The organism is Candidatus Jidaibacter acanthamoeba, assembly GCF_000815465.1.
In the GTDB taxonomy this organism is placed as follows: domain Bacteria; phylum Pseudomonadota; class Alphaproteobacteria; order Rickettsiales; family Midichloriaceae; genus Jidaibacter; species Jidaibacter acanthamoebae.
This window is the reverse complement of record NZ_JSWE01000206.1, coordinates 39,701-65,955: the sequence shown is the minus strand read 5'-3', so window position 1 is coordinate 65,955 and position 26,255 is coordinate 39,701. Positions and strand designations below refer to the sequence as shown.

Sequence of the window (26,255 nt, the reverse complement as noted above, 5' to 3'; positions counted from 1 at the left end):
CCATGTAGTAAAAATTTAATTTTTTTAGATGTTACTTATTGAGAATGTGCTTTTAGCACTTTTAATTTCAACCTGCAACTATAGGCTTAATTTATAAAAAAGTTAATGGTTGATAAGTTAAATGATATATAATAATTAGTGTTAAAGTTTTTTATTTATAATAGGAAAATGAAGTGCAAACTCAGTGAATTTTCCTACTTCGGAATTACATTTGATTGATCCGCCGATATCTTCCATTACTATTTTGCAAAATGCGAGTCCAATGCCGTTGCCGCTTTTCGAATCAGAATAGAACCTATCAAATATGAAAGGTAAATCTTCTTTTAGTATCCCGCGCCCATTGTCCTTAAAATATAAAATATTACCTTCCGTGCGTATATCAATATTTAAAGAACGGGTATTATGTTTGTATGCATATCTGAATAAGTTAAAAAAGAGATGCTTCATATATTGCATAGAACCATAAAACTTTATATTTTTGGACAAAAGTATTTGAATATGATTCGGATTTAAATTACCTTGGTGATATTCCGTAATTGATTGTTTTATACATTCGCTAATCAGGTATTCTCCTCTATCATCAGCGATCACGCTGCTTTTTAGGGATGTAAGAAGGCTATCAATAATTTTAATACCTTGAATACTTGTATTTTTTAGGATTTCTATTAATTCCACTAGCTGTGAATGATAATTATCAATTTCGAGCTGCTCTAATTTTGAGCTATCAGCTAACTTTTTTAAGATCATTTCAATATGTTGGATACACATATTAAGTGAGCTTAACGGATCTTTAACTTCATGGGCTATTGATGTTCCGAATAACCTCATTGCCTCAAGTTTTCCTTCATTAACAACTTCTTTTTTTCTTACAAATAACAAACCGATTAAACTGGAAAAGACACAAACATAAATTAAAAGGTATATCGTATCAAAATCCGTAGGGATATCCGGAACTCCGATTGCAATTCTATAAAATAAATACCCTAGAATAGTGCCGGTTATTAATATTACTATGAAGCTGATCCAATCGACCAGCATAGTAAGTAGCATAATTGCTAAAGTTAAATTTATAAGCCATTCAATATGGGCTTCCATCAGCATAAACATAATGGTTGTCATAAACGGTAAACAATAAAGCACGGTAATATACCAATAAATAGAAAAGTATTTTTTTATTTTTTCAGGCCAATAATCTTTTACGAGTAACCCTGTGCATAGAATGCCTGCAATTAACCGCATTAAAAGCATAAGCAGATAGTTTTCAGGCTTTTGATAAGTCCACATGAAATATGGCACAGTGTAATTTATACAGCAGAATATACCGAACATAAGATAATTAGTACTAAACTTATCAAGATTAGTTTTTAAATATGATGAAGCGGTTTTAAAGTTAGGTAATAAAGTATAAAAATTTTTTATTGTATTTATAAGGACTAATTTACCGGATTTTCGCTGTATATATCTTCTTTCAATAAATACTATTTTTCGGTTTTCAATAAGATGAGCTAACATAAATCCGCTAATGCCGGACATACATGTAATAATTGGGATAGCAAACTCTCGTATATTATAATAATAAGAAATAAAATAAGCACACCCGGCAAAAACATTACATGCCCAAAAAGATTTGTTACTTACTTTTAAATCCAGCATACCTAAAAGTAAGGGGATGCCAAGCGCAGAAAATGATAATATTTCACTTAAAACTAATACACTAATAATATTGCTATTTTGTAAAGCAATAAACATAGCGATAATGCCGGTTATAAATGTAAATATTCTTAAAAAGGATAATTTAATTTTATCCGTGTAAAACCAATTTGCAGGTAATGTATTATGAGTAATTAATATACCTGCCGTATTGAGGGCGGAATCAGCTGTAGACATAGTGACTGACAGCATGCCCGCTATTGCGATGCCTCGAATTATAGGAGGCATTAAATCATCAATTATTTTAGGTATAATTGCTTTAGGCTCTACATCGGGAAATAGTTTTACGGCAGAAAAAGCTATGCTTAACACTATAAAAATAACCGCAATTTTTAAAAATAAATATAAAAAGGTTATTCTGGTTGCTTGTTTGTGGTTTCTTACCATTAAATATCGCTGGATTTGGGGAGGGAAAAAGGCAGAGAAGGGTAATGACCAAAATAAAAATAATGCTAAATAATCAAAAAATTTCGGATGGTTTAAAATTTGCATGTGAGAGTTAGTTTTAAAATTACTAAATATACTGTTTAAACCGCCCGCTTCCGTCACTGATATACTTGCAATCAGCGGTACCATTACAATTAACATTGCAAATTGAAATATATTAGTAATGGTTATTGCTCGAATTCCTCCGAAAGTTGAATATAATATTAATAATCCTACCGATAAACAAACGCTTGCCGAATAACTTATTTCTAAAAAAATAAAAGTTAGGTATCCCATTACGGTGCATTGAATGCTTAAGATTCCTAAACATACAAAATATCCTATTACTCCGGCAAATCTGCTTGGAGTGTAACCGTAAAAATATTCAATCATATCAGCAACCGAGATTCTGCCGTTAAACCTACGATCAAATTTTGGGGTTATATATAAAGCAGTAAGTAATATTGAAACAGGGGTGCCGATTGAAGCGATCAGATATACCAAGCCGTCATTATAAAATTGGGCTGCTTCACCTATCGTAGAACCTCCTCCGATCAAACTCACGGTTAGGGTGAGGAAAAGTATAGGAGAGCCGTATGACTTATTGGCGATTGCATAATCATTTGTATCTTTTGTTTTTCTGCCGGCAATTATGCCGATTATTAGAGTGAATACTAAGAAAATTAGTATTATTGCTTTATCAATATCAAAGTATCTTGCTAAATACTCCATGGTAGAAAATCCACTAATATTAAAATTATAATAAGCATTAAATGGTTAAAATACCAAGATTTATAAGTGATATATTAAAGTTTATTATAAAATCCTATATTTTATTAAGAACATACTTAAATTTAAATAATTGTGCAATAGTATTATAATGAATTATATAAAATAAATGTAATATTAATGAGTTATAGTATATACGGGTTTCTTACGTTCAGAATAAATAAGATATAGGCTTGCAAAGACAATTATAGTCGAGCCGATAATAGTATTAATCTCCATTATCTCACCGAACATAAGATAGCCGAGCACAGTACTTAAGGGGAGTCTTAAATAGTCAAACGGCATAACAATGGAAAACTCCGCATTTTGAAATGATCTGAATATACTTGTGGTAGCTGCTAAAGAAAGTAAGCTTATTAAGGTGATAATAAAAAAATCATCAATAACAATTACATTTTGCCAACCGTATGCAGCAAACGGCACGCTTAAAAGACTGCCGAAAAGAGTATTATAAAATACTTGGCTAAGTGCATTTTCCGTTCTTCCAAGGTTTTTAGTTAAAAGGTCGGATGCCGACCATAATATAACACTGACAAACACCCATAAACTTGTTATCTCAAAAGTCGGTGCTCCCGGTCTTAATATAACCAAAACACCGGTTAAGCCGAGTATGAGAGTGATGATTCTTTCTCTATTAAGTTTTTCATTAAAAAATATTGTGCCTAGATATGAAAGAAAAATAGGAATTAAGTAAGTGATAGAGGTTGCGCTATCAAGTGTAGTAAATTTCAAACCGTAAAAGTAGGTTATGTACCCGCATACATTAAGGCTACCCCTCAAAAAATGTATTTTGATTCTAGAGGTCTTAATCTTTTCAAATCCTGTGGTAAATGTGTAAAAAAAAGTAATTAATAATGCAATAAGATGATAGGTAAATATCATTTGCATTACATCCATTTTTTGATTAAGCGTTTTACCTAAAGCAAACATTAAGGTGAGGGTAATACCGTGAAATATCATCCAGTATATGCCAAATGCATTCTTTCGTGTCATAATTAGTATCTGTTATAGTTATATTAAATTTAATATATTGCTTAATGTATTTAAAACAATACCTACCTAACAACATATCATGAATAAGTTATCTTAAGAAGTTTTTTTCTTATTTTTAAAATAGTAGAGCAAAGCTATTAAAGTTAAAGTTATAATGATAACAATATTTATCTGCTTAATATATTGTTTCAGTAAGGCTTTGTTTTCACCAATTAAATAACCTAATGTAAGTAATGTGGAATTCCAAATAAAGCCGCCTGCTAATGTATAAATAGTAAAAACCCTTAAATTCATCCGACCAAGACCTGCCGGAAAGGAGATAAAGTGCTTGATGCCGGGAAGGAGCCTACCGCTGAAGGTTGAAATAGCCCCATGCCTTTCAAAGAAGAATTCGATAGACTTAAGTTTATCTTCATTAATAAAAAAATACTTGCCGAATTTAAGTAAAAGCCTTCTTCCGAAGTGAGAAGCAATCCAATAATTAAATAAAGATCCTCCGATGGTTCCGAGTATACTTGCGAACAATACTATAAAAAAGTTCATTTCACCTTGCGAGACTAAAAAACCCGCAGGTATAAGAGTTACTTCACTTGGGATCGGAGCAAAAGTACTCTCGATAAATGTCATAATGAATATACCTAAATATCCAAAGGTTTTAACAAGATCAACCAACTGCAGAAAAATTTCATACATCATTATAAAAAACCAGCCCTTTTGTAACTGAGGTCAGTATACTTGTTTATCTAAAAAAATCTATAAATTTAAGGGCAGCATATCAATAAATAAAGTTGATTGCAAAAACTCTTTACAAATATGCTAAAAACTGCTCTAAAGTTATTTGCGGTACTATAAGGGAATAGATAAATGGTTGATATTTTAGATGAAGCTATACAAGACATAAAAGAAGAAAGAGTTGAGCGTCTTTTCTTCAAATATGCCAAAGTATTTATAATGTTAATAGTAGCTTTTTTGATCGGTAGTATCAGTTACTACGGATGGAAAACTTTTAAAGAAAATAAAATATATGCGTTAGGAGGCGAGTACCTAATGGGAATGTATAGGATGCAATCCAAAGATTTCCAAAAAGGTGCCGATATTATGGAAAGGCTTGCAACCGGTGATATCTCTTATTCTGCGCTTGCCGGATTAAACTATGCATCGTTTTTATCTATAAAGCAGCAATTTACCAAAGCAGGGCAAGTTTATAAAATGATTGGTGATAATACGGATTTTGATCCTCTCTTTCGGGAGTTTGCTCAATTAATGCAAATCTCAATGCGTTTAAACGCCAAAGAGCTTGATGCACGTCAAGGAATTGAGGAGTATGAAAATTATATTAAAAATAATTCAATATTTAAAGCTTCTGCAATTGAACAACAAGCTGTTCTTTATCTTTCACTAGGAGAGAAGGAAAAAGCAAAGGAAATGTTAAACACGGTTATCACAAGCGCTGACGCGCCGAGTATGATGAAAAGAAGAGCTGAGGAGCTGTTGGTTTTAACTTCACTCTAACCGGATAGAAAGCATAAGAAATCTATTGATAATGAATTAAGAGTTATTTATAAAAGTGCAATAGCCCGGCTTCCTATGTAAAAACAAAGCAAGGGCGCCTTCTTCCTTGCACCGTAATTCAACTTATTTTAATATATTTTACTATAGTGTAATAAAAACAACAATGTTATGTCAGTACCAATAATCGGCAATGCTTTTATCGGAATAGCCATTCCTGAGCATATTACTGACTTAATTACCGACTTATATGATAATGACTTAAAAAATATAAAGTATGTTAAACCATCGAATTTGCATATTACCCTTAAGTTCTTAGGCAAATCGGATGAACGGGAAATTATCCTTATAAAAGAAGCCTTAAACCTTATGAGGTTTACTCACTCTGATATTATCCTTAATAAAGCAGTGTTTTGGAGCCCTAATATAGTTGTGGTGGAAGTAGAGTTAAATCCATACTTAAATATAGTTAAATATGAGCTTGATAAAATACTCTTCCGGCATGCTTTGATTGATATTGATAAAAGACCGTTTAAACCCCATATCACAGTTGCACGCACAAAAGCAAAATTTAATAAAATTGAACTTAACAACCTTTTAACTACTTATAAGACAATCAATAATAAAAAGTTTCAATCGAATCAGATTCATTTATACCGGTCATTAAGGATTGAAAGTAAGCAAAGTGACTATATAAAATTATTTACCGTTTAATCTAAATAAAATAGAAATTTACGCTGGCCATTTTAAAATTAAAGTTATATTTATAAAATGAATGTTAACTTTTAATAAGGGTTTGTTTATGCAAGTATCAATTATAGGAAAACATTTAGATATCGGTGATTCTCTACGGGAATATATAGAAAAAAGTATTACCGAGAATGTAACTAAATATTTTGATTCGGCAATAAGCGCTCATGTTGCAATTGCAAAAGAAGGGCATCACTTTAAAAATCATTTATTTAAGACTGATATTATTGTCAATGAAGGCACAGGAAATAAAATATTAATTAAAGGCGAAGGCTTAGAAGCAGACGCTTATCAAAGCTTTGACGATGCAGTAAGAAGAATGGAAAAACAACTGCGCCGCTATAAAAGAAAGATTAAGAACCACCATAATATAAGGCCTGAGAAGGAATTCGCAGCAACTAAATACATAATCTCTCCTTCTACTGAGGAAGATGAGGTCGAAGAAACTTCCGAGGCTCCCGTTATAATAGCTGAAAAAGCAACCAGCATACAAAGCTTAAGTGTGAGCGATGCAGTTATGAGAATGGACTTGATGAATCTTCCCGCTCTATTATTTATTAATAGTGGAACCAATAAGCTAAATCTGGTATACTATCGCAGCGACGGGAACATTTCCTGGGTAGATACTAACGTTTCAGCTTAAGAATTATTATAAATGTCAGAAAATATAAAAAAAAACTTAATCGGTTTGGATAAAGTAGAGCTCGCCGCAGCAATTAAAGAGCTTGGCGAGTCTTCTTTTCGTGCAAAGCAAATTTGGCAATGGATATACCGCATAGGTATTGCCGATTTTAATCATATGACTAATCTCCCCGCTTCTTTAAGAGAGAAGCTTGCCGAGTCATACACTTTAGAGCGGGTACAAGTTTCTAAAGAACTGATTTCTTTTGATGAAACCAGAAAGTGGTTATTAAAATTTTCTGATACTAATGAAATAGAAGCTGTTTTTATTCCTGAAAAAACCAGAGGTACTTTATGTGTTTCCTCACAAGTCGGATGTACATTAAATTGCAGCTTTTGCCATACGGGAACGCAAAATTTAGTTAGAAACTTAACCGCAGGAGAAATTGTTGCGCAGGTTCTACATGCTAAGGATTCTTTATCAGATTGGAATTTTAAAGAAGAAAACAGAAAACTTACCAATATTGTTATGATGGGAATGGGTGAACCGTTACTTAATTATGATAATGTGGCAAAAGCACTAAAGATCGTTATGGATCCTGACGGACTTGGAATATCAAAAAGAAAAATCACCCTTTCCACTTCGGGAATTATTCCCCTAATTGAAAAATGTGGTGACGAGCTTGGGGTTAACCTTGCAATTTCCTTACATGCGGTGAGAGATGATTTGAGAAATACATTGGTTCCTATCAATAAAAAGTATCCTATAAAAGATTTACTTAATGCTTGTAGAAAATATGCGCCCACTCAAAACAGTTTCAGGAAAGTAACATTTGAATATGTCATGCTTAAAGGAGTAAACGATAGTAAACAAGATGCAAAAGAATTGGTACGTTTAATTGAAGGGATTCCGGCGAAAATTAACATAATTCCGTTTAATAAGTGGCCGGGTACGGAATATCAATGTTCTGATAATAGGACAATTCAAGAATTTGCCCGAATTGTTGAAGACGCAGGTTATATGTCCCCCATAAGAAGACCGAGAGGACAGGATATTTTAGCTGCATGCGGGCAATTAAAATCAGAAAGTATAAAATTAAGGAAATCCGCCACTTAAAATAGCATAAAGAATAATAATGAAGAGTGAGTAAATGGAAATTATTTTTATTCCGATTATCATACCCGGTAATAATTTTATAAAAAATTGGTTATATAAGTTGGATAAAGCTGCATAGGAGAATGTATATAGCCGAGTAGCTAGTATTTATTCACTTATTAATTCAAAGTAATAAAGCTCTGTCTTATGGACTTTTCTTTTTTATTCCTTTATTTATGCTTCAGGCTTTAAGAATAACAAAGCAGAAGCAAATTAATACTGAAGCAAACTTATTTAGTAAAAAATTTTAGGAAACAATGCGTTATGATTTTTATTGAAACCATATCTTCTAACCTTTTATCAATACCATTAATGTTTTTTATTTTAGGAATTGTAGCCGGGGTAATAAGATCCGATCTTTCAATACCTGAAAGCATCGGTAATTATTTAACTATATACCTTATGCTTTCTATAGGCTTTAAAGGCGGCGTGACTATTGCCGAAGCGGATTCAGTGGATAATAATATGTGGATTTTGATATCTTTGAGCTTAATACTCGGCTTTATCCAACCTTATATCGGCCACATATTATTGCAGATTACCACAAAAATAGATATTCCTACCTCTGCTGCGATTGCTGCACACTACGGCTCGATTAGCGTAGTTACCTTTATCACTGCTTCTGCATTCTTAAAATCAAATCAAATTGAATATGCCGGCTATATTGTTGCTATCATGGCGTTAATGGAAGCACCCGCAATATTATCCGGGTTACATATAGCTCACAGATATGCCCCATCCAGCTTTACGAATACGAATACGACTACAAATTCAGCTTCCTCTCATCCGATGCATAAAATTTTTACTAATGGCGCTATCGTGCTTCTTTTGGGCTCTTTTGTTATAGGTTGGCAAGGAGGTGCAGGCGGAATGGAGAAAATGGAAGGGTTTATAGTCGCTCCTTTTCAAGGTATGCTATCTTTATTTCTTCTGGATATGGGTTTAACGGTGGCAAAAGAATTAGGGTACTTGCGTAAATTTACCATTCCTTTATTTTTATTCGGAATTTATATGCCGCTCATTGGAGCAGCGATCGGGCTAAGTATTAGTATGCTGCTAAACCTTGATTTAGGTACCGGTATGCTGTTCATGACGCTTTGTGCCAGTGCTTCATATATTGCGGTTCCCGCCGTAATGCGCCATGCATTGCCGCAAGCTAAAGCTGCGCTTTACATACCGATCTCACTTGCCATCACCTTCCCTTTTAATATCATTATCGGGATACCGCTCTATTATGCAGTTGCAAGTAGGTTTTTGGGCTAGTTGGATATTTATAAATAACTTAATAAGCAATAGACTTTTAAAACAAGAGTTGTAATAATCTTATTATAGTATTGTTTTATAATTAGTTTTAATGCATAAACTAAAAGTTGTCGCTATTGTTTTACTGCTTCTTGCAGGATGCAGTTGCAAATCTTCTCATATGGAAGAGATGAAGGTAGTTGAAATAACTGATGAATACAAGGATTGCAGCGGCCTTCTTTACTCCATTAAAGAAGCTGAGCATTTGGTAAACTATGCAAACAAACGCTATAGATTTCCGCAGGTGTTTATGTCCTCTCCCGTATGTATTCCCGTTGTTCAAATAGATTCACTTAAAAATAAATTAATTTTACAAGACAGACTTGATTACCTTAATTCTTTGTTTGAAACTAAAGGCTGCAATTCACTTACTAAAAATAAAGAAGAAAAAAGTAATGATACTGATTCTTCAACTAAAGTAATATATACAAATTTAGTCCCTACTCAGTAAAGAAAAATTACGCTGAATTAAAGTTTGGTTTTATCATCAATTACTTTAGTAATACAAGAATCAGACCAAACATTTAAAGCAGTTTCTATCATATCTATAATGCTATAAAACGGTAGAATTAGCCCAAGCAGTACAATTGGAATATCCATACCAGTCAGCAAACTTGCACTGAGAAAAAAACATCCCATCGGCACACCTGCATTACCAATTGCAGCAACGGTAGCAATAAAAACCCATATCACCATTGTAACAAAGCTAATCTCTATACCATTATTCTGCATCAGGTAAATTACGGTTGTAAAAATAAAAGCAGCACATCCGTTCATATTAATTGAGGTACAGAGCGGCAGCACAACTCTACTTATCTTAGGTGACACCCCTAAATTGCGCTCAATGGTTGCCATAGTCACCGGTAGTGCTCCGGCAGATGACTTTGAAAAAAATGCTACTGACAGAGCCGGCAACATTCCTTGCAAGGTCTGAAACGGCTTTATTTTGTTAATATATAAAAATGCAGGCAAAATCACTAAACCTTGAACTATGTTTGCAAGCACAATCACGGATAAATACCCGCCAAGGCCGCTAATATTAACCCCGTTCCTGAGCTGCACGACAGTTGTGGTTATAAACCCGAACAGAGCAATCGGGATAATTTTTACTATCCAACCCGTTATAACAAGAAATATACCATGCGCTCCCTTGAAGAAATTAGTAATCGTATTACATGATTCTTGATCAGGTATGTACCGAATGGCAATACCGCTGATCATACTGACCAAAAGTACTGCCATTACCTGATGTTCTAAAAACGGAGAAAAAATATTGGAGGGGATTAGGTTGATCAAGTAACTTGCATAACTGCTCTTTGGAAGTGCAGTTGGTAAATAACCGGGATCAAAATTTGCTGTGTTAATGCTTGAGGGCGAGATAAGCAGATATAAGGCACATGCAACACTTGCAGCAATAATTGTTGTGCTTATTGTATAAAAAAGCGTTCTTTGCCATATTCCTTTCATTTTATCACCTGTATTATATTGGGATAAAGTAACAATGATGGAAAGCGCAATAATAGGCAGGCTAATACATTTAAAAATTCTAATGAAAACATCTGAAATAAATAGCCCCATGCTTTGCAGAAAAGGGAAATATGAAAAACCGCTTATAATACCTAGAATAATTGCAATAAAATAAATAAGAGCCCCGTTAGGCTTTCTTTTTGATTTTAAAAAATGCTGTACACACATGGTTTACCCTCATGCTTATTAATTAATACGAAAAATTTAATTTTTATAAATTTGAAAAGAAGAAATATGCCAGCTATAGCTAGCAACAGAGAGCCTTAATACATGGATTGCTTCCATATATAGAAGCAAAAGAATTTATAATTTTTAAGAATCGTATCATAAAATTAAGAATTGATTTTTTCAACCAGCCTTGGCTTTTATGCATTTTACCAAACTTAAAAGTTATAATCAATATAATTCAAGTTTAATTTCTGTTTATATATACCTTTCTTGCCGCTTCCAGGTCTTCTTTAGTATCCACTCCAATCGGAATTGAATCAACAACACTTACACTTATCGAAAGTCCGTTCTCCAATGCTCTCAATTGCTCAAGTCTTTCCCTCTTCTCTAAAGGCGAAGGCGGAAAGTTAACATACCGTTCAAGAACTTCCTTCTTATACCCGTAAATGCCGATATGATGATATAAATCCCCCTCTCCCCAAGGGCAGGCACTTCTGGTAAAATATAAAGCTCTCATATTAAACCCGATAACTGCTTTAGCTACATTAGGGTTATGCTTTTCTTCTGCATCGGTAATTTTAGCAGCAGCAGTTGCTATATCAGCTTTTGAGCTAATTAAATCGTCATTTATTTTAATTATTAACTCAGGCGAAACCGTCGGCAGATCTCCTTGTAAGTTAATTATAAATTCATGTTTTAGATTTAATTGCTTGTAAGCAGCATAAACTCTGTCACTCCCGCTTGCAAGGTTCGGATCCGTCATTACTGCACTAAAACTATGTGCTTCAACCAGATCAAAAATCTGCTGGTCACCGCAGGCTACTACTACTTCCCCTACTCCGGATTTTTGCGCTTGTTCGACAACTCTTATTATCATAGGCTTGCCGGCGATATCAAGCAACGGTTTGTTCGGTAATCTTGTGGAAGCTAAACGTGCCGGAATAATAATTATAGAGTTTTTACTCATTATTTTAATGTCCCCGAAGGTTGTACTAAGTTATCAACTATTGCTTTATAGTTAGCAATATCTTGCGCACCTATAATACCATTACCCGGTTTGGTAAGCAATGCCTCGGAAAGAATTTTCAGCACATTTGCATATGCGGTATTGAGTGGCATGCGATCTTTAAAGTTTTTATATAACTCTGCAAGCAAGTCCTTTCTCTCCGTTACGATATAGGAGACAGCCTGCTTTAAAACTCTTTTTACTTCTTCTTCAGAAAGCTGATCTTTTTTATTTATTATTGAATATAAATAAGGTTCCGAATAGTTGTTGAATTCGCTCCAATATTGCAAATCCCAATATATATTAGCTTTTATATCATCGGCTCTTTGTGAATAGTCATCCTTAAGGTCATCTAGAGCCTGATTATAATTGCGGGTTAAATATAAAGCTTCAGCCTTAATATATTTTCTTTCAACCAATGCATTTACCATAGGAAAATCTTTATCACCCAATGCTAAAACTTCTAAAGCTAATTCAGGTTTCAGATTATTTATGTCTATCTTAGCCAGCTTATTAATTGCCTCTTCCCTTTCTAAACCCGTTAACCTGTTTAAAACCTGGTAATTCAAAATTGCCGCCGCCCTATCCAGTAAATCAAGCCTTATTAAGTTATCAATAAACTTAGATATTATCTTATCTCCGGTATCTCCAAGCGGAATTAAATCCTTAAATTCATAGAAGATTGCTAAAACTTCCAACGGAGCCATTTTTTCATCTCCGCTATTGAGGAAGAATTTGATAAATGTTTCACTCATATTGCGTTGGACTACCATAGTATTATTCGAGTTCGGGTAATATTTAACAATTTTATTCCACGTTTTTAATGCTTCTATATACTTATCATTTTTATTATAAAGATTCCCTAAGTAATCCAATATATCTATTTCAAGCTGATCTCCGCGCCAAATATAAGTCAACTTATCAAGCACATCAATTGCTTCTTCAGGATTTATCTTTGAATGGTCAAGTTGATATTTTACTTTCTCAAATCTGCACAAAGTTCGATTCAATGTATCAAATACATTTGCAATACATTCATCTAAATACGGATTAGCTACTTTTTCCTGATTTTGTGAGAGATAGTATTTTGCGGTAATATAATTTAATCTATTCTTTAAATGCTCGCTTATACCTTTAGTATCGAGAGCTGAATTTACAATTTGCTCAGCTACCTTAAATTGCTTGTTTGCCACTTTATTATCAATTGTAACTATAGCTAATTCCGTAATTATATTGGGAGTATACCCTGATAAAAAATTAAGCGATGTATTTTCGAATAAGCTACCCACCCGGTTACTTAATATATAGTCTTTAGTGTTACCTGATGCATAAGCAATAAGTGACTGCCAAAATCTGATTTCATCTCTGAAATTAATAGGTATGTCGGCAGTATCTATAGATTTAACTACTATAAAGGCATCGTCATATCTTTTATTCATGAAATTTATGATTACTTCTAATAACTGAACTTTATAGTTACACGAATACTCATAATTACTTTGCTTAATAATTTTGAGCATGAGGTTAGCTTCTTTATAAAGGTCATTTGCTAAATAAAGTAAAGCGAGCTTAGTATAAGCCGCTGCATTTTCGTCTTTATTTAACCCATCGAACCCATGCATCAATTTATAATTTTCATAATTAAAATTTGCATCTTTAACTACATAGGGATGTAAATTTATAATACCTTTCTCATGGCTGGTTAATTCTGATAATTTATCAATAAGCAGAGGCTTAATAACCTTTGATTTCGGCGGAATAACTTTTGCCGAGAGCGTCGTAATATCATCAGAGCTAATATATAACACATCACCGTTTGCACTATAAGATACTTCATCGGAAATTTTCCGTATAGCAACTCCTTGAATTGATTTAAATATATTAAAATCAACAAATCTCCTTTCCTTAGATACTTGCTTAAAGCTTTTCATAGGTACTATTAATAAGTTATCCCCGACAAACGGGTCAATAAAATCTATAGCATTAATGCTTTCTCCCACCTCTATTTCAACCCTGGAAAAAGGAAGCTCATAGGGTTTACTTTCCACCTTTATATCGGGAGTCGACTGTGATATATTTTCACTTATTTCAAAGATCCAATTTTCATCATTTTTGGTAAGTTTTATTTGTGGAGTTTTTGTGAATATTGTAAACAGATCCAATACTAAAAAAGTATTATTATGATCTAACTCTTGTTGGCTTAAAGATTTGACCCAATAATTATCTTTATTAAACGTAGAATTATTATTCTTTAATCCAAATTCATCATAATTAAATTTTTTATATTCATCAAATATTATCCAAAGCTTATTCCCTCTTATGTAGGCTGCTACTGCCGAGTCCTTTTTAAAGGGAATTTCTATTGTTGCTTTAAACGGCTGTTGCTTAACTGAGATATAGTGGGAATCATTATCTTTCACCTCTTGTGCTAATGTGTCGGAAGGTTCCTGACTTTGAGCTTTTAGTTCCAAAGCAAAAGTTAGTAAAAGTAATATAGCAATTATTTTGCTCAATTTAAACACAAGCTACGCTGTTAAACAATTATACTGTAAATATGTTACTAAATAATTTAAATAAAATAAATTAGTATTTAAGATAAAGGCTATCACCCCGAAATTCATATGATTTAAATTTATTTAAGAATGACATACCGAGCAGAGGGATAGTTTCATCATAATCACTAACACTTACTGTAAAATTATTTAATTTAAAATCACCTAATTCAATTTCCCTAACTATCGCATTAGCTGTTCTTATCACCCCATTTGCCGTATAAGCAGTATATATAAATTTCAAGTTCTCTGTATTAATTCCGATTTCTTGAGCTAAGTTTTTAGAAATTGAAACGTTGGTTGCACCTGTATCAACCATAAACCTAACTGTTTTTCCGTTTAAATTAAGATATAGGTAAAAATGCCCGTTATCAGCTTTTTTAACTACCATTTGCCCCCCACTACTGACTGCATACCCTGGTATAAGCTCAGCAGCCATTTTTTCTTTAACTTCAAATGCTGCATTTTTAAAAGTATAAATAAGTCCGAAAAATACAAATATAGCAACCCAATAAAGGGAATACTTTAAAAAGGGAATATTCTTATATCTTTTTGCCGCAATAAAAGAAGCAATTATTAGCATTAAAACTAAAATACTTCTTACTATTTCTATTTTTTCGTACTGCATACATCTTACCCTATCTACTTTTCCGAAGTGATTGCCGAGATTACTCGCTCGTCTTCTCAACAAAGCTTTCTTTCCGGATATACTCACTATAAAAGAAGCTACTTCTTTAAAAGGATACTCTTTAAGGATTAATAAAAGGTTAACAACTAACTATTAAAAAGATGGCGCATTCGGAGGGATTTGAACCCACGACCTTTGCCTCCGGAGGGCAACGCTCTATCCAGCTGAGCTACGAATGCTTATAAACTTTTTAAGAAATAAATTGAACATCTAGTATTTCATAATATTTCAAGCCTTTAGGAGTATAAACCTCTACTGTTTCGCCCTTATTTCTACCCAATAATGCTTTAGCTACCGGCGAAGAAAATGAAATAGCTCCTTTTGAAATATCAGCTTCAATATCACTTACAATTCTGTAAACCACTTCTTCTTCAGTATCTTCATCAACCAGCGTAACCGTTGCACCGAAAACTACTTTATCACCACTTAAAGATTTAACATCAATAATTTCCGCTCTCGACAACTTACTTTCCAAATCAGCAAGCTTTGCTTCAATAAACCCCTGCTTCTCTCTTGCCGCACTGTATTCCGCATTCTCAGATAAATCGCCATGTGCTCTCGCTTCAGCAATCGCAATAATTACAGCAGGCCGCTCAACAGACTTTAGCTTAGTTAATTCTTGGTTTAATTTTTCATATCCTTCAGGGGTAATTGGAAACTTATCCGACATAACTAACTCTTTATACTTAATTCAAAGCAATCATTTTATATTTATAAATGCTAAAATGCAAGATTAGTAAACTTATATTGCATAAAGTATGAGTAATTTCATGTTATCTAGTAACACAAAGTCTTTTACTATCATGGTTACTACCTCTCTCATCCCTTTTCTCAACACGTTCAGCTCTATTATCTTTTGGTTCTATGTTCTCCTTTTCTTCCCTTGCTCTTTTTATTCTTGAGACAAAACTAGGTTTTTCATTCTCATCCATTAGTTGTAAAAATTTAATACTAGGATCCCATTCTACAGCTTGAGAAGCATTAAATACATAATGTGCCGTGGAATTAAAGCCTGCTGCATTTTGCCCGACATTAAACCTATCTAATAACCTCTTATAATTTTCTTTTTTTTCATTGAGAGCTCTTTGATTTTCTTCAATGATTTGTTGATTTCGCTCAATAATTCTTTGACTTTCTTCTCTTTCTTCCTGGTCTTTTTTTAAGATGAGATTAGTGATGTCTTCTCTTCTGCCGATATATAGCTGAAAGTTTTTCGTATCTATTGATAAATGATATGCTTCACTATAAACATATTGTGTAAAAAAATGCTCCGGAAAGCTAAAAGTTGAATCTTTCATATATCTATTTGCTTAACAGTTTAATTAATGTGAAAGTTATATATAGAAGTATTATTAAAGTTTCACTAAGTTTTTTCATAATGCTTTATAAATTATTTCATAATACCAATATTAAAAAGTTTGAGTAAAAAATTTTACCGTTACCTTACTTCATTTTCTATTTACAAATTGAGCAAACAATCATTAATATTGTGTTGATAAAATGTTTTAAATAAAGATTAACTCTTTTAAATTATAAACATTTTCTAAACAGTTGAATATGATGAAGTAGTGTATATAATCACAGTCTTAAAAAATTACTTTGAGGGTTAGTTGCAATGGAAGGGTTTATTTCAGTAAAAGGCGCTAAAGAGCATAACTTAAAGAATGTTAGTGTTGATATCCCAAGAAATCAGTTGGTTGTAATCACCGGAGTCAGTGGCTCGGGGAAATCTTCTCTCGCATTTGATACCATTTATGCAGAAGGCCAAAGAAGATACGTAGAAAGCTTATCCGCATACGCAAGGCAGTTTCTTGAACTGCAAAATAAGCCTGATATCGAATCGATAACCGGCCTCTCTCCGGCGATAGCTATTGATCAAAAGACCACTTCGAAAAACCCGCGCTCCACCGTTTCTACAGCAACTGAAATTTATGATTATCTACGTCTGTTATATGCCAGAATCGGGATACCTTATTCTCCTGCAACCGGCAAGCCGATTGAAAAACAAACATCTTCGCAAATGGTCGAGATTATCAAAGAACTACCTCAAGATTCTAAAATATATATCTTAGCCCCGATAATTAAAGGACAAAAAGGTGAACATAGAAAAGATTTTCTAACCTTTAAAAAACAAGGGTATGATAGATTTAGAGTTGACGGGATACTCTATGAATTTGATGAATTGCCGATTTTAGATAAAAATAAAAAACATGACGTTGAAGTAGTAGTTGATAGGTTAGTTATTGATGAAAATTTAGGCAATAGGCTGGCAGATAGCATTGAAACAGGGCTAAAACTAAGTGAAGGAATTTTATTTGTTGAAGTTGTTTCTATTCCGGAAGGCAAAGAAAGTAACCGTAAACCGGGTGAAGTTATAGTGTTTTCTGAAAAGTTTGCCTGCCCTATTTCAGGTTTTACTTTAACGGAAATTGAACCCCGTATTTTCTCTTTTAATAGTCCTTATGGCGCGTGCCCGAAATGTGACGGGTTAGGATCGGAGGTATTTTTTGATGCAAGTTTAGTTGTCCCTCATCCTGAACTTAGCTTAAAAGAAGGTGCTATCGCCCCTTGGCATAAAGTTAATTATAAATTCGGCACAAGCGAAACAAAATTCTATCAACAGACCTTGGAATCGATCGCCAAACATTATGGGTTTTCGATGTTTAAGCCTTTCAAGGATCTACCTCCCGAAATTCAGGAAGTTCTCATCTATGGTTCTAAGGAGGAAGAAATAGATTTTATTTATGATGACGGCTTTAGAACTTCTAAAATAACTCAACCTTTTGAAGGAATTATACCTTATCTTGAAGAGAAAGTTTTAAGAACCGAGAGTGAGTTTATTAGGGAAGATCTCAGAAAATACCAAAGTAGCAAAGCTTGTCGTACCTGTAATGGTTATAGGCTAAAACAAGAATCGTTATGTGTTAAAATCGGGGGCAAAAATATCGGTGAAGTATGTAAACTCACTATCAGCGATGCCATAAAATGGTTTGAAAATCTTGAAAATTTATTAAGCTCTACACATAAGCAAATTGCAGAACGCGCTTTAAAAGAAGTAAGAAGAAGATTAGGATTTTTATATGATGTAGGCTTGGAATATATTACCCTAAATCGGGAATCGGGAACCTTATCAGGTGGTGAAAGCCAAAGAATTAGGCTTGCTTCTCAAATCGGCTCCGGGTTAAGTGGCGTACTTTATGTATTGGATGAGCCTTCTATCGGGTTACACCAATGCGATAATGAAAGGTTACTCAACACTCTTCGCAACTTACGCGATCTCGGCAATACGGTTATCGTAGTCGAGCATGATGAAGATACCATGATGTGTGCTGATTATATAGTCGACGTAGGTTTAGGTGCGGGTATCCACGGCGGTAAAATAATTGCAGCCGGAACTCCGCTTGAAGTATCTCATGCTGAAGAAAGTATTACAGGAAAATATCTTTCAGGCAGAGAGTTTATCCCGGTTCCGCAAAATAGAAGACCCGGGCATCCTAATAAATTTATTGAGATAACCGGAGCCAGAACTAATAATCTTAACAATATATCGGCTAGCTTTCCGCTCGGTACTTTTATTACTGTTACCGGCGTATCCGGAAGCGGAAAATCAAGCTTTACTATCCATACTTTATATAAAGCTGCCGTCAAAAAACTTCATGGGGCTAAAGCAACTCCGGGAGAGCATGATAAAATAACAGGGCTTGAATATATAGATAAAATTATTGAAATCGATCAATCACCAATCGGTAGAACGCCAAGATCGAACCCGGCAACTTATACAGGGGCTTTTACCCCAATCAGAGATTGGTTCGCTTCACTTCCGGAAGCCAAAATCAGAGGATATAAGCCGGGCAGGTTCTCTTTCAACGTGAAAGGCGGCCGGTGCGAATCCTGTGAAGGTGACGGGGTTATCAAGATTGAAATGCACTTCTTACCTGATGTATATGTTAAATGCGAGGAATGTAACGGCGCAAGATATAATAAAGAGACATTAGAGATTACATATAAAGGAAAGTCCATTGCTGATATACTAAACATGAATGTTGAAGATGCGGCTATATTTTTTGAAAATGTTCCGCTCATTTATGAAAAACTTGCTGCGCTTAAAGAAGTAGGATTAGGTTATATGAGCGTAGGTCAATCGGCAACGACTCTATCAGGCGGTGAAGCACAAAGGGTTAAACTTGCTAAGGAGCTTTCGCGTAAGTCTACGGGAAGAACACTTTATATCTTAGATGAACCGACTACGGGATTACATACTCACGATATCAGGAAGCTTTTGGATGTTTTACATAAGCTGGTTGATTCCGGAAATACAGTGCTTGTTATTGAGCATAACTTGGATGTAATTAAAACTGCGGATTATATCATTGATATTGGCCCCTATGGTGGTGATAAGGGTGGTAATGTTGTTGCGGTCGGAACTCCTGAGGAAGTGGTTAAGTGCGAACAAAGCGTTACCGGCAGATATTTAAAACCATATTTAGTAAACGGTAGAAGCCCTTTAAATGCCAATACTAATATTTAAAGTTTACTATTATTTATAATCGAATACTAAAAAGCCGTTAATTATTTAATTTTAAAAGCAATAAGTTTCTTATTGCTTTTATAATTTATATTTATTAAAAAATATGTCTGTAAACTTATGGTTTTTATTTTATGCAATTAGGATTATATCAGCATTTTAAAGGTAATTATTATCAAGTGCTCGGTGTATGCATTCATAGTGAAACTCTTGAAAAGCACGTGATCTATCAAGCTTTATACGGAGATTATAACCTGTGGGTTCGTCCTCTTTCTATGTTTGAAGAAAAAATTGTTTATAGGGATAAAGAGCAACCTAGATTTAAGTTTATAAAAAATATTAATACCGGCAATTTTGATAAGCATTGACCTGGAGTTCACTGCTTTTTTATTACTGCTTATTATTATAGCTACCGAGGCCACAAAAATTATATAAAATAAGTTAAGCCAAATAATTATTGGAAGGTTATAATATAAACTAATCCTTAATTCTGACCTTAGCTTTCTTAATTTTGCGCTTATCAGCATCAATGATTTCTATCCGTAAGCCGGAAGGATGATCGAATTTTTCGCCGATTGCGGGTATTTTACCTAAATAAGCCAGAATAAATCCACCGAAAGTTTCGAAATCATCTTCATCTTTAGCTAAATCTACTTTGAATTTCTCTTCAATTTCTTCAATGCGAGCCTTGCCATCTACAGTGATAGTACCGCCTTCAACTTTTACCAATTCCGGCTCTTCACTATCATCGTGCTCATCTCTTATATCCCCCACGATCTCTTCTACCAAATCCTCAATAGTGACCAGCCCTTCCGTGCCGCCGTATTCATCAAGCACAATTGCAATATGTATTCGTGCTTGGCGCATTTTGGTTAATAAGTCGACCAATTTCATAGAACGCGGTACATAAATCAATTCTCTTAAAACTTTCTCCATTTTAAATTCGTCTTCCTTACCGACGAAGAGGATAAAATCTTTCATATGGACAAAACCGATGATTTCATCCAGGTTTTCTCTAAAAACCGGAATTCTGGTGTGCTCTTCTTCAATGAACTTCTGCTTTAATTCTTCAAAAGTAGCATTTTCAGTGATGCCGATAATAAAAGTTCTCGGGATCATCACTTCATAAGCTTTCAAGTCTTTAAAATCGACAAAGTTTTGCAGCATTACTTTTTCTTCAGAATTTATCGTATCTTGAAGATCATGTTCTTTTATTAATTCATTTACCGACTCTTCAAGAGTAATCATTTTAGGTTTGATAATTTTAGCCAGTAGAAACATAAAATATTTAAAAGTAAGCCGGTGATTATTTTTACCCGGGTGTTCGTCTTTAATTTTCATTTCATTCATATAGATTCTGATTTGTTAATGTTAATAAGGGTTTGATATATTTAGTTTTGTTAAAATTTTTATTTCCAGCTCTTCCATTTCTTCGGCTTCACTTTCATCCTCATGATCATAACCTATTAAGTGCAGTATGCTATGCACGAGCATATGCGCTAAATGGTGCATAAAAAGTTTATCCTGCTCTATTGATTCATGATATATAGTTGTGTAGCTTAATGCTATATCTCCCAAATATATTTCCTTTACCTTCTTTAAAATTTTAAGGTAGTTGCCTGGTTTTAAGTCATAATTCGGGAAAGAAAGCACATTGGTCGGCTTATCTTTATCTCTGTATTGCCGATTTAATTCCTGCAGTTTTTCATCATCGGCAAGCAATACAGAAACCTCAATTTTCTTGCTCGCTTCAGTGAGCTTAAGTTCTATAAGTGTATGAGTTATAACTTGCTTGATGAAATCTTCGGGTTCACAATCAAGTGTATTCCATAAAGATGAATCGTTAATCAATTCAACTTCAATGTTAGAGAAATTTATACTATTGGGTTCTTCTTCAGCTTTGCTCATATGCATCAATAATTTTTGAAGTTAAAGGATGTCTTACTACATCACTACTACCAAATTTTACTATACCGATTTCCGGTATGTTTTTTAAGCGGTTGATAGCGTCGATGAGGCCGGATTCAATGGTTTTCGGCAAATCAATCTGTGTTATATCTCCTGTTATTACCATTTTAGAGCCATAGCCCAAACGAGTCAAAAACATTTTCATTTGAAGAGAAGTTGCATTTTGCGCCTCATCTAAAATTACAAAGGAATTACTTAAAGTTCTGCCGCGCATAAAGGCAAGTGGTGCAATTTGAAACTCTTGGGTGGCAAAATATCTTTCCACGTTTTCACTTGGCAGCATTTCAAACAGCGCGTCATATAACGGTCTTAGATAAGGATCTACTTTATCTTTAATATCCCCCGGCAAGAACCCTAACTTCTCTCCTGCTTCTACCGCCGGACGAGTCAAGATTACTTTTTCAACCTGTTTTTTTAAAAACATTGAAACTGCGGCAGCTACCGCTAAATAAGTTTTTCCTGTGCCTGCCGCACCGATACCAAACACTATATCCTTGGTATGTAGCAATTCTAAATATGCATGCTGAATTTTATTATAAGGTATGACTTCTTTTTTTCGGGTTTTAAGTGCGTATTTACTCTCTACTCTTTGTTTAATCTTGAGTTGTTCAAGATCGGCCGTTCCGACGGTGAATCGGATGGCTGCTTCTATATCAGCTTGAGTTACTTCTTTTATACCATTTTTTATGCGCTCATAAAGCCAATCAATCGTATATGAGGCACGCCTTGAGCTTTCCTGATCACCGGTAATTGCAAGATAATTCCCTCGGGAAGAAATATGTACGCTTAAGCTTTGCTCTATGAACTTTATATTACTATTTTGCTCACCAAAGAGTATAGGCAATAGGCTGTTATTATCAAAAACTAAACTAACCGATGTTTCCATCAATAAATTTTACTACATTTCATAAAGATTACATTATAAGCAATTTAAAATTTTATCAAGGCTTTATATATAGAAACTAATCATTTGAAAGCATTCCGGACACCGCCATAAATAAAAAAAGCACGCATAAGAAGTAAATATTTTTCCTTACGCGCACCTTTTAGTTTTAAAAGCTTTTAAGCCTTTATTTAACTTAGAAAGTATACCTTAAACCCACAGTCACAGCATGAGCACGCAGGCGGGTTGAAATTGGAGTGACTTCACTATTAATACTAGCTGCAGAAGCAGTAGATGAAGTAGTGAATTTACCAAGGTGATAAAATTTGTAGCCGATATCTATATGAGTGTTTTCCACTATTTGAAAACTAGCCCCGGCTCCAATATTCCAGACAAAATTGTTTTTCTTATGACCTTTTTGTACTATTTTAAAACCTGTATCTTTCTCTACATCTATATAATCTTTAGCAACATTATGCGCCATCCCGATACCTGCGGTCAAATAAGGAGTAAACCCGCTGTAATTACCAATATCAAAATATGCATTTAACATTGCAATATTACTATGCATTTTTTGATTAATTGAAGAAGTTCCATTATCATCTGTTATATCATGGGAAAATTTAAAGTTATTAGCTCTTAAGTAATTAAGGTCTACTCTAAAGTTCTCATCAAACTTATAACCAGCACCTACCCCGAAGGCTAAAGAATTATTTGGCTTTTTGCTTTGATAAGCATCACCTTTTAATTTAGTCGGCAATGCTCCACCTAAATCCAGCCGAACATAAGGATAAGCTTCCGCGCTTGCCAATAGCGGCAAGAAAGATGCAATTACTGCTCCATATACTATTTTTTTCATTATTGTTACCTTATAAAATTTACTTTTTTATTCTATGCACAATCATCCCAGGCATTATTAAAATTAAAGCCTGATTCACAGATATCAATACAAAGGGTATTATTTGTTCCGTGTTTAGGTGTACAATAATCTATTATATGATCTAAAGTTTGTTTAACTACGGATCCTATATGGTCAAAGGTATCATTTTTACCTCTTAAACCGGAAGATATTGTTGCTATATCAAATCCATCAGCCTTAGCACTTTCAAGCACTAAAGTATTTATTGAGTCATCTATATTATATTGGTCTATAGGAGCATTTAAGCCTATTTTTAAAGCGTTGTCATTCAATTCACTAAATAAAGTGGAATTTACTTGATAAGCCTTAAATGTATTAACTGTTTCAACTATGTTTTTTGAATTAGCTGCATTAAAACCATTCTCAACCAACTCATTGTTAAATTTTAATAATATGTCCGAATTAATTTTTAATCCATTTATTTCATTTATCGCCTGATCTAAATTAGCTTTACTAATAGGTTCTGAAATCAAGTTTTTATTAATAAGGTTGTTATTTAATTGAGCAAATGTTTCAGCAACTACTTTACACATATTATCTAAATTGACATTTTTTTGTGCCGTTGTTGATTGTGAAGATTGTGCTGCTTGTTGTTTGGCTAATACCTCTTTAGCAAATTCTCTAAATTCTCTTATTTCACGTCTACTCATATATACCTCTTTTATTAATTAATTGTATTAACCTTCCAAACTGACTACCACCATATCTTGAATAAAACTTAACTGTCAATATTTTATTTTTATACTAAATATAACATCAATAAAAGTGAATTATAGGATAATTTCACGCATAAAGTAAAATTTCAAGGAATACGCATAACATAGGATATTAATTTAATAACAGATTATTCACAGTCCGAATCATACTTACATGCGTAAAATCTATCTACTAAATCATCAAACTCATTTTTACACTTCACATAATCTTTTTCTATTCTTTTATACCAACCTTTTTCCATAAAATGCTTTTCTTTAAATAATTCATATTCTTCCCTTAGCTGCTTATGCGCAGCCGCCTCTTCTTCAAACTTCTCAGCCGCTTTTAACTTCTCTTTAAAAAAATTTATGGGGATATCAGGTGAATTTAATGCTTCATCAACAGTGAAACCCTTTCCTGTTAACTTGAATAATTCTTCAATTAAGCTAATTTTTTTAACTTTTATTGTATCTGTTACTTCCGGCTGATTTGATAGCGGTGAAATAGTTGGACTCTGCATCGGCGAAACAGTTGGGCTTTGCACTGGAGGGCTTGGAGCTATTGTACTCATTTCTTCACCTCTTAAATTACTGTTAACAACTGAAACTACCCATACCTTACTGTTAATTAAACTTAAATGTCAATATTTTATTTTTAATTTAAATATTATATTGTAATATAAAAAATATACAAAGAATAAGAAGTTTTAATATAAAGTTATAAAACGGCTTAATAAGTTGGTTTTTAAAATATTTTATCATAAACTTTATTACTTCAAAAACTATTAAAAATTCAACTCTTATAATACATACTAACTAACCGTAAAAGCTTAGATACAACATACTTTACTTTTGTAAAAAATATTTTAATATCTTATAAATATACATTATTTAAAAACCATTAAGTTTTGAGGTAGAATAAGGGAAAATGGGAATCGAAAAATCTCACTCGGCAGGTTTGTTTCCTTATGCCTGTTTTAAAAGTTTATTAGTTGCTTTCGTTATTATCTTTAACTCCCTCACCTTTACTGCCTATGCGAACGATATTACACGCTCCACCAGATATGCGGCATTAGTTTTGGATTCAGCGACCGGGAAAGTTATATACTCAAAAAATGCGCATGATTTACGCTATCCGGCTTCACTAACTAAATTAATGACGGTTTATTTAGCATTCGAAGCTTTAGAAAGCGGAAAACTTACTATGAATCAACAAATTGTCGTTTCCGAACGGGCTAGCCGAGAAATTCCCCGTAAATTAGGGTTAAGAGCTGGAGAAAGAATTACGGTTAGGGATTGTATATATAGCACCATAGTTATCTCAGCTAATGATTCCGCATCAGTACTTGCTGAGGCGATAGCCGGAAGTGAATGGAGTTTTGCTAAAATGATGACTAAAAAAGCTAAGACTTTGGGCATGATCAGAACCAATTTTGCAAACGCACACGGCTGTCATGATAAAAATCAGTATACCACCGCGACCGATATGGCAAAGCTTGCACTGGCTCTCAAAAAAAAGTTTCCTAAGTATTATCCGCTCTTTTCAAAAACCACCTTTACCTACAAAGGCAAAGTGCTGAACGGTCATAATCATGTAACTAAAAGATATGCCGGCGCCGAAGGATTAAAAACCGGTTATATAAGAACTTCAGGATTTAATCTAATCACTACGGCTAAAAAACCTCATGGTCACTTGGTAGGGGTAGTTTTCGGCGGGGAAAACGCAAAGATAAGGGATGATCATATGATAAAAATCCTGGATTTGGGTTTTTGTCATCTCTCTGAAAAGAAAGGGATTTATAATCCTAAATGCATTAAAAAATCACCGATCCTCGTTGCTGCTAACAATGCCGCAGCATCACACAAAAGTATCTTCAGCATAGTTGATAATAATGAGCCGATAAAAACCGCAAGCTTAGATATTAAGAAAGTTACTCCCTTACTAAACACTAAAAAACCCAAGCAGCTTGTAGTCCAAAATGAAATTAAAGATATTAACCCATTAAGTGTCCCAAGCATTGGGCAAAATTCCAAGAATACTACGCCTAAAAAAGCCAGAATTTAACTT

The 26,255-nt window shown here is 33.7% G+C and carries 24 protein-coding genes and 1 tRNA gene; 9 read left to right on the top strand and 16 right to left on the bottom strand.

Features of this window, described 5'->3' with window-relative positions; genetic code table 11:
* Nucleotides 1-141: 141 nt before the first annotated feature.
* The 3 genes from NF27_RS09705 to NF27_RS09695 form a co-directional block, all read right to left on the bottom strand.
* A complete protein-coding gene (locus NF27_RS09705; protein WP_039458936.1) occupies nt 142-2,868 on the bottom strand; it encodes a sodium:solute symporter family transporter in 2,727 nt (908 codons plus the stop codon).
* 174 nt (nt 2,869-3,042) lie between these two features.
* Nucleotides 3,043-3,918: a DMT family transporter gene (locus tag NF27_RS09700; RefSeq protein ID WP_084212944.1), complete on the bottom strand. Its 876-nt coding sequence runs from the start codon at nt 3,916-3,918 to the stop codon at nt 3,043-3,045.
* A 93-nt stretch (nt 3,919-4,011) separates the two neighbouring features.
* Complete coding sequence (locus tag NF27_RS09695) at nt 4,012-4,545, bottom strand: DedA family protein (RefSeq protein WP_239647841.1); 534 nt, start codon at nt 4,543-4,545, stop codon at nt 4,012-4,014.
* A gap of 237 nt (nt 4,546-4,782) precedes the next feature.
* On the opposite strand from NF27_RS09695, the gene NF27_RS09690 reads away from it, so the two are divergent.
* From NF27_RS09690 to NF27_RS09665, 6 genes are all read left to right on the top strand, one after another.
* On the top strand, nt 4,783-5,430 hold the full coding sequence (locus NF27_RS09690) for a DUF2659 family protein (protein ID WP_039458927.1): 648 nt from the start codon (nt 4,783-4,785) through the stop codon (nt 5,428-5,430).
* Between the two features lie 168 nt (nt 5,431-5,598).
* Nucleotides 5,599-6,141: an RNA 2',3'-cyclic phosphodiesterase gene (thpR, locus tag NF27_RS09685; RefSeq protein ID WP_039458924.1), complete on the top strand. Its 543-nt coding sequence runs from the start codon at nt 5,599-5,601 to the stop codon at nt 6,139-6,141.
* An 88-nt stretch (nt 6,142-6,229) separates the two neighbouring features.
* On the top strand, nt 6,230-6,820 hold the full coding sequence (hpf, locus tag NF27_RS09680) for a ribosome hibernation-promoting factor, HPF/YfiA family (RefSeq protein ID WP_039459034.1): 591 nt from the start codon (nt 6,230-6,232) through the stop codon (nt 6,818-6,820).
* A gap of 12 nt (nt 6,821-6,832) precedes the next feature.
* Nucleotides 6,833-7,915 carry a 23S rRNA (adenine(2503)-C(2))-methyltransferase RlmN gene (rlmN, locus tag NF27_RS09675; RefSeq protein WP_039458921.1) on the top strand — a complete coding sequence of 361 codons (1,083 nt, stop codon included), beginning with the start codon at nt 6,833-6,835 and terminating at the stop codon, nt 7,913-7,915.
* Between the two features lie 303 nt (nt 7,916-8,218).
* Entirely contained in the window at nt 8,219-9,217 is a 999-nt protein-coding gene (locus NF27_RS09670; RefSeq protein ID WP_039458920.1) for a sodium-dependent bicarbonate transport family permease, read from the top strand.
* A gap of 91 nt (nt 9,218-9,308) precedes the next feature.
* Nucleotides 9,309-9,707, top strand: a complete 399-nt coding sequence (locus tag NF27_RS09665; RefSeq protein ID WP_152606902.1) for a hypothetical protein — start codon at nt 9,309-9,311, stop codon at nt 9,705-9,707.
* 17 nt (nt 9,708-9,724) lie between these two features.
* On the opposite strand, the gene NF27_RS09660 is transcribed toward NF27_RS09665, so the two are convergent.
* The 7 genes from NF27_RS09660 to NF27_RS09630 all read right to left on the bottom strand — a co-directional run bounded on the left by NF27_RS09660 (nt 9,725) and on the right by NF27_RS09630 (nt 16,495).
* Nucleotides 9,725-10,951, bottom strand: coding sequence for a dicarboxylate/amino acid:cation symporter (locus NF27_RS09660; RefSeq protein ID WP_039458915.1), 1,227 nt, complete (start codon nt 10,949-10,951; stop codon nt 9,725-9,727).
* Nucleotides 10,952-11,195: 244 nt separating this feature from the next.
* Entirely contained in the window at nt 11,196-11,918 is a 723-nt protein-coding gene (locus tag NF27_RS09655; RefSeq protein WP_039458912.1) for a 3-deoxy-manno-octulosonate cytidylyltransferase, read from the bottom strand.
* Entirely contained in the window at nt 11,918-14,479 is a 2,562-nt protein-coding gene (locus NF27_RS09650) for a tetratricopeptide repeat protein (protein ID WP_039458909.1), read from the bottom strand. The genes NF27_RS09655 and NF27_RS09650 overlap by 1 nt, the downstream gene beginning before the upstream one ends.
* A 61-nt stretch (nt 14,480-14,540) precedes the next feature.
* A complete protein-coding gene (locus NF27_RS09645; RefSeq protein ID WP_152606900.1) occupies nt 14,541-15,224 on the bottom strand; it encodes a retropepsin-like aspartic protease family protein in 684 nt (227 codons plus the stop codon).
* 75 nt (nt 15,225-15,299) lie between these two features.
* Nucleotides 15,300-15,376 (bottom strand) — tRNA-Arg (locus tag NF27_RS09640).
* 11 nt (nt 15,377-15,387) lie between these two features.
* A complete protein-coding gene (greA, locus tag NF27_RS09635) occupies nt 15,388-15,867 on the bottom strand; it encodes a transcription elongation factor GreA (protein ID WP_039458905.1) in 480 nt (159 codons plus the stop codon).
* A gap of 103 nt (nt 15,868-15,970) precedes the next feature.
* Nucleotides 15,971-16,495 (bottom strand): hypothetical protein, encoded by a 525-nt coding sequence (locus tag NF27_RS09630; protein ID WP_039458902.1) that lies wholly within the window; start codon nt 16,493-16,495, stop codon nt 15,971-15,973.
* 317 nt (nt 16,496-16,812) lie between these two features.
* Between NF27_RS09630 and uvrA the strand changes: the two genes are divergently transcribed.
* Both uvrA and NF27_RS09620 read left to right on the top strand, forming a co-directional pair.
* The gene (gene uvrA / locus NF27_RS09625) at nt 16,813-19,725 is read left to right on the top strand and encodes an excinuclease ABC subunit UvrA (RefSeq protein WP_053332762.1); all 2,913 of its coding nucleotides are present in this window, start codon (nt 16,813-16,815) and stop codon (nt 19,723-19,725) included.
* A gap of 131 nt (nt 19,726-19,856) precedes the next feature.
* Nucleotides 19,857-20,090, top strand: a complete 234-nt coding sequence (locus tag NF27_RS09620) for a DUF1653 domain-containing protein (protein ID WP_039458899.1) — start codon at nt 19,857-19,859, stop codon at nt 20,088-20,090.
* 109 nt (nt 20,091-20,199) lie between these two features.
* Here NF27_RS09620 and NF27_RS09615 read toward each other — a convergent pair whose 3' ends face one another.
* From NF27_RS09615 to NF27_RS09590, 6 genes are all read right to left on the bottom strand, one after another.
* Entirely contained in the window at nt 20,200-21,072 is an 873-nt protein-coding gene (locus NF27_RS09615) for a hemolysin family protein (RefSeq protein ID WP_053332761.1), read from the bottom strand.
* A 21-nt stretch (nt 21,073-21,093) separates the two neighbouring features.
* A complete protein-coding gene (gene ybeY / locus NF27_RS09610) occupies nt 21,094-21,630 on the bottom strand; it encodes an rRNA maturation RNase YbeY (protein ID WP_053332760.1) in 537 nt (178 codons plus the stop codon).
* Nucleotides 21,617-22,576, bottom strand: coding sequence for a PhoH family protein (locus tag NF27_RS09605; RefSeq protein ID WP_039458896.1), 960 nt, complete (start codon nt 22,574-22,576; stop codon nt 21,617-21,619). The genes ybeY and NF27_RS09605 overlap by 14 nt, the downstream gene beginning before the upstream one ends.
* A gap of 193 nt (nt 22,577-22,769) precedes the next feature.
* Nucleotides 22,770-23,432 (bottom strand): outer membrane protein, encoded by a 663-nt coding sequence (locus NF27_RS09600; protein WP_039458894.1) that lies wholly within the window; start codon nt 23,430-23,432, stop codon nt 22,770-22,772.
* 32 nt (nt 23,433-23,464) lie between these two features.
* Complete coding sequence (locus NF27_RS09595; RefSeq protein WP_039458891.1) at nt 23,465-24,142, bottom strand: hypothetical protein; 678 nt, start codon at nt 24,140-24,142, stop codon at nt 23,465-23,467.
* A 194-nt stretch (nt 24,143-24,336) separates the two neighbouring features.
* On the bottom strand, nt 24,337-24,759 hold the full coding sequence (locus tag NF27_RS09590; protein ID WP_039458889.1) for a hypothetical protein: 423 nt from the start codon (nt 24,757-24,759) through the stop codon (nt 24,337-24,339).
* Between the two features lie 356 nt (nt 24,760-25,115).
* Between NF27_RS09590 and NF27_RS09585 the strand changes: the two genes are divergently transcribed.
* Nucleotides 25,116-26,252 (top strand): D-alanyl-D-alanine carboxypeptidase family protein, encoded by a 1,137-nt coding sequence (locus NF27_RS09585; RefSeq protein WP_053332759.1) that lies wholly within the window; start codon nt 25,116-25,118, stop codon nt 26,250-26,252.
* The last annotated feature ends 3 nt before the right edge of the window (nt 26,253-26,255 follow it).

Coding starts and splice junctions, on each gene's coding strand:
- NF27_RS09705 (WP_039458936.1), bottom strand. CDS start 2,868: ATGGAGTATTTAGCAAGATACTTTGATATTGATAAAGCAATAATACTA.
- NF27_RS09700 (WP_084212944.1), bottom strand. CDS start 3,918: ATGACACGAAAGAATGCATTTGGCATATACTGGATGATATTTCACGGT.
- NF27_RS09695 (WP_239647841.1), bottom strand. CDS start 4,545: ATGACATTTATCGAGAGTACTTTTGCTCCGATCCCAAGTGAAGTAACT.
- NF27_RS09690 (WP_039458927.1), top strand. CDS start 4,783: ATGGTTGATATTTTAGATGAAGCTATACAAGACATAAAAGAAGAAAGA.
- thpR (WP_039458924.1), top strand. CDS start 5,599: ATGTCAGTACCAATAATCGGCAATGCTTTTATCGGAATAGCCATTCCT.
- hpf (WP_039459034.1), top strand. CDS start 6,230: ATGCAAGTATCAATTATAGGAAAACATTTAGATATCGGTGATTCTCTA.
- rlmN (WP_039458921.1), top strand. CDS start 6,833: ATGTCAGAAAATATAAAAAAAAACTTAATCGGTTTGGATAAAGTAGAG.
- NF27_RS09670 (WP_039458920.1), top strand. CDS start 8,219: ATGATTTTTATTGAAACCATATCTTCTAACCTTTTATCAATACCATTA.
- NF27_RS09665 (WP_152606902.1), top strand. CDS start 9,309: ATGCATAAACTAAAAGTTGTCGCTATTGTTTTACTGCTTCTTGCAGGA.
- NF27_RS09660 (WP_039458915.1), bottom strand. CDS start 10,951: ATGTGTGTACAGCATTTTTTAAAATCAAAAAGAAAGCCTAACGGGGCT.
- NF27_RS09655 (WP_039458912.1), bottom strand. CDS start 11,918: ATGAGTAAAAACTCTATAATTATTATTCCGGCACGTTTAGCTTCCACA.
- greA (WP_039458905.1), bottom strand. CDS start 15,867: ATGTCGGATAAGTTTCCAATTACCCCTGAAGGATATGAAAAATTAAAC.
- NF27_RS09630 (WP_039458902.1), bottom strand. CDS start 16,495: ATGAAAGATTCAACTTTTAGCTTTCCGGAGCATTTTTTTACACAATAT.
- uvrA (WP_053332762.1), top strand. CDS start 16,813: ATGGAAGGGTTTATTTCAGTAAAAGGCGCTAAAGAGCATAACTTAAAG.
- NF27_RS09620 (WP_039458899.1), top strand. CDS start 19,857: ATGCAATTAGGATTATATCAGCATTTTAAAGGTAATTATTATCAAGTG.
- NF27_RS09615 (WP_053332761.1), bottom strand. CDS start 21,072: ATGAATGAAATGAAAATTAAAGACGAACACCCGGGTAAAAATAATCAC.
- ybeY (WP_053332760.1), bottom strand. CDS start 21,630: ATGAGCAAAGCTGAAGAAGAACCCAATAGTATAAATTTCTCTAACATT.
- NF27_RS09605 (WP_039458896.1), bottom strand. CDS start 22,576: ATGGAAACATCGGTTAGTTTAGTTTTTGATAATAACAGCCTATTGCCT.
- NF27_RS09600 (WP_039458894.1), bottom strand. CDS start 23,432: ATGAAAAAAATAGTATATGGAGCAGTAATTGCATCTTTCTTGCCGCTA.
- NF27_RS09595 (WP_039458891.1), bottom strand. CDS start 24,142: ATGAGTAGACGTGAAATAAGAGAATTTAGAGAATTTGCTAAAGAGGTA.
- NF27_RS09590 (WP_039458889.1), bottom strand. CDS start 24,759: ATGAGTACAATAGCTCCAAGCCCTCCAGTGCAAAGCCCAACTGTTTCG.
- NF27_RS09585 (WP_053332759.1), top strand. CDS start 25,116: ATGGGAATCGAAAAATCTCACTCGGCAGGTTTGTTTCCTTATGCCTGT.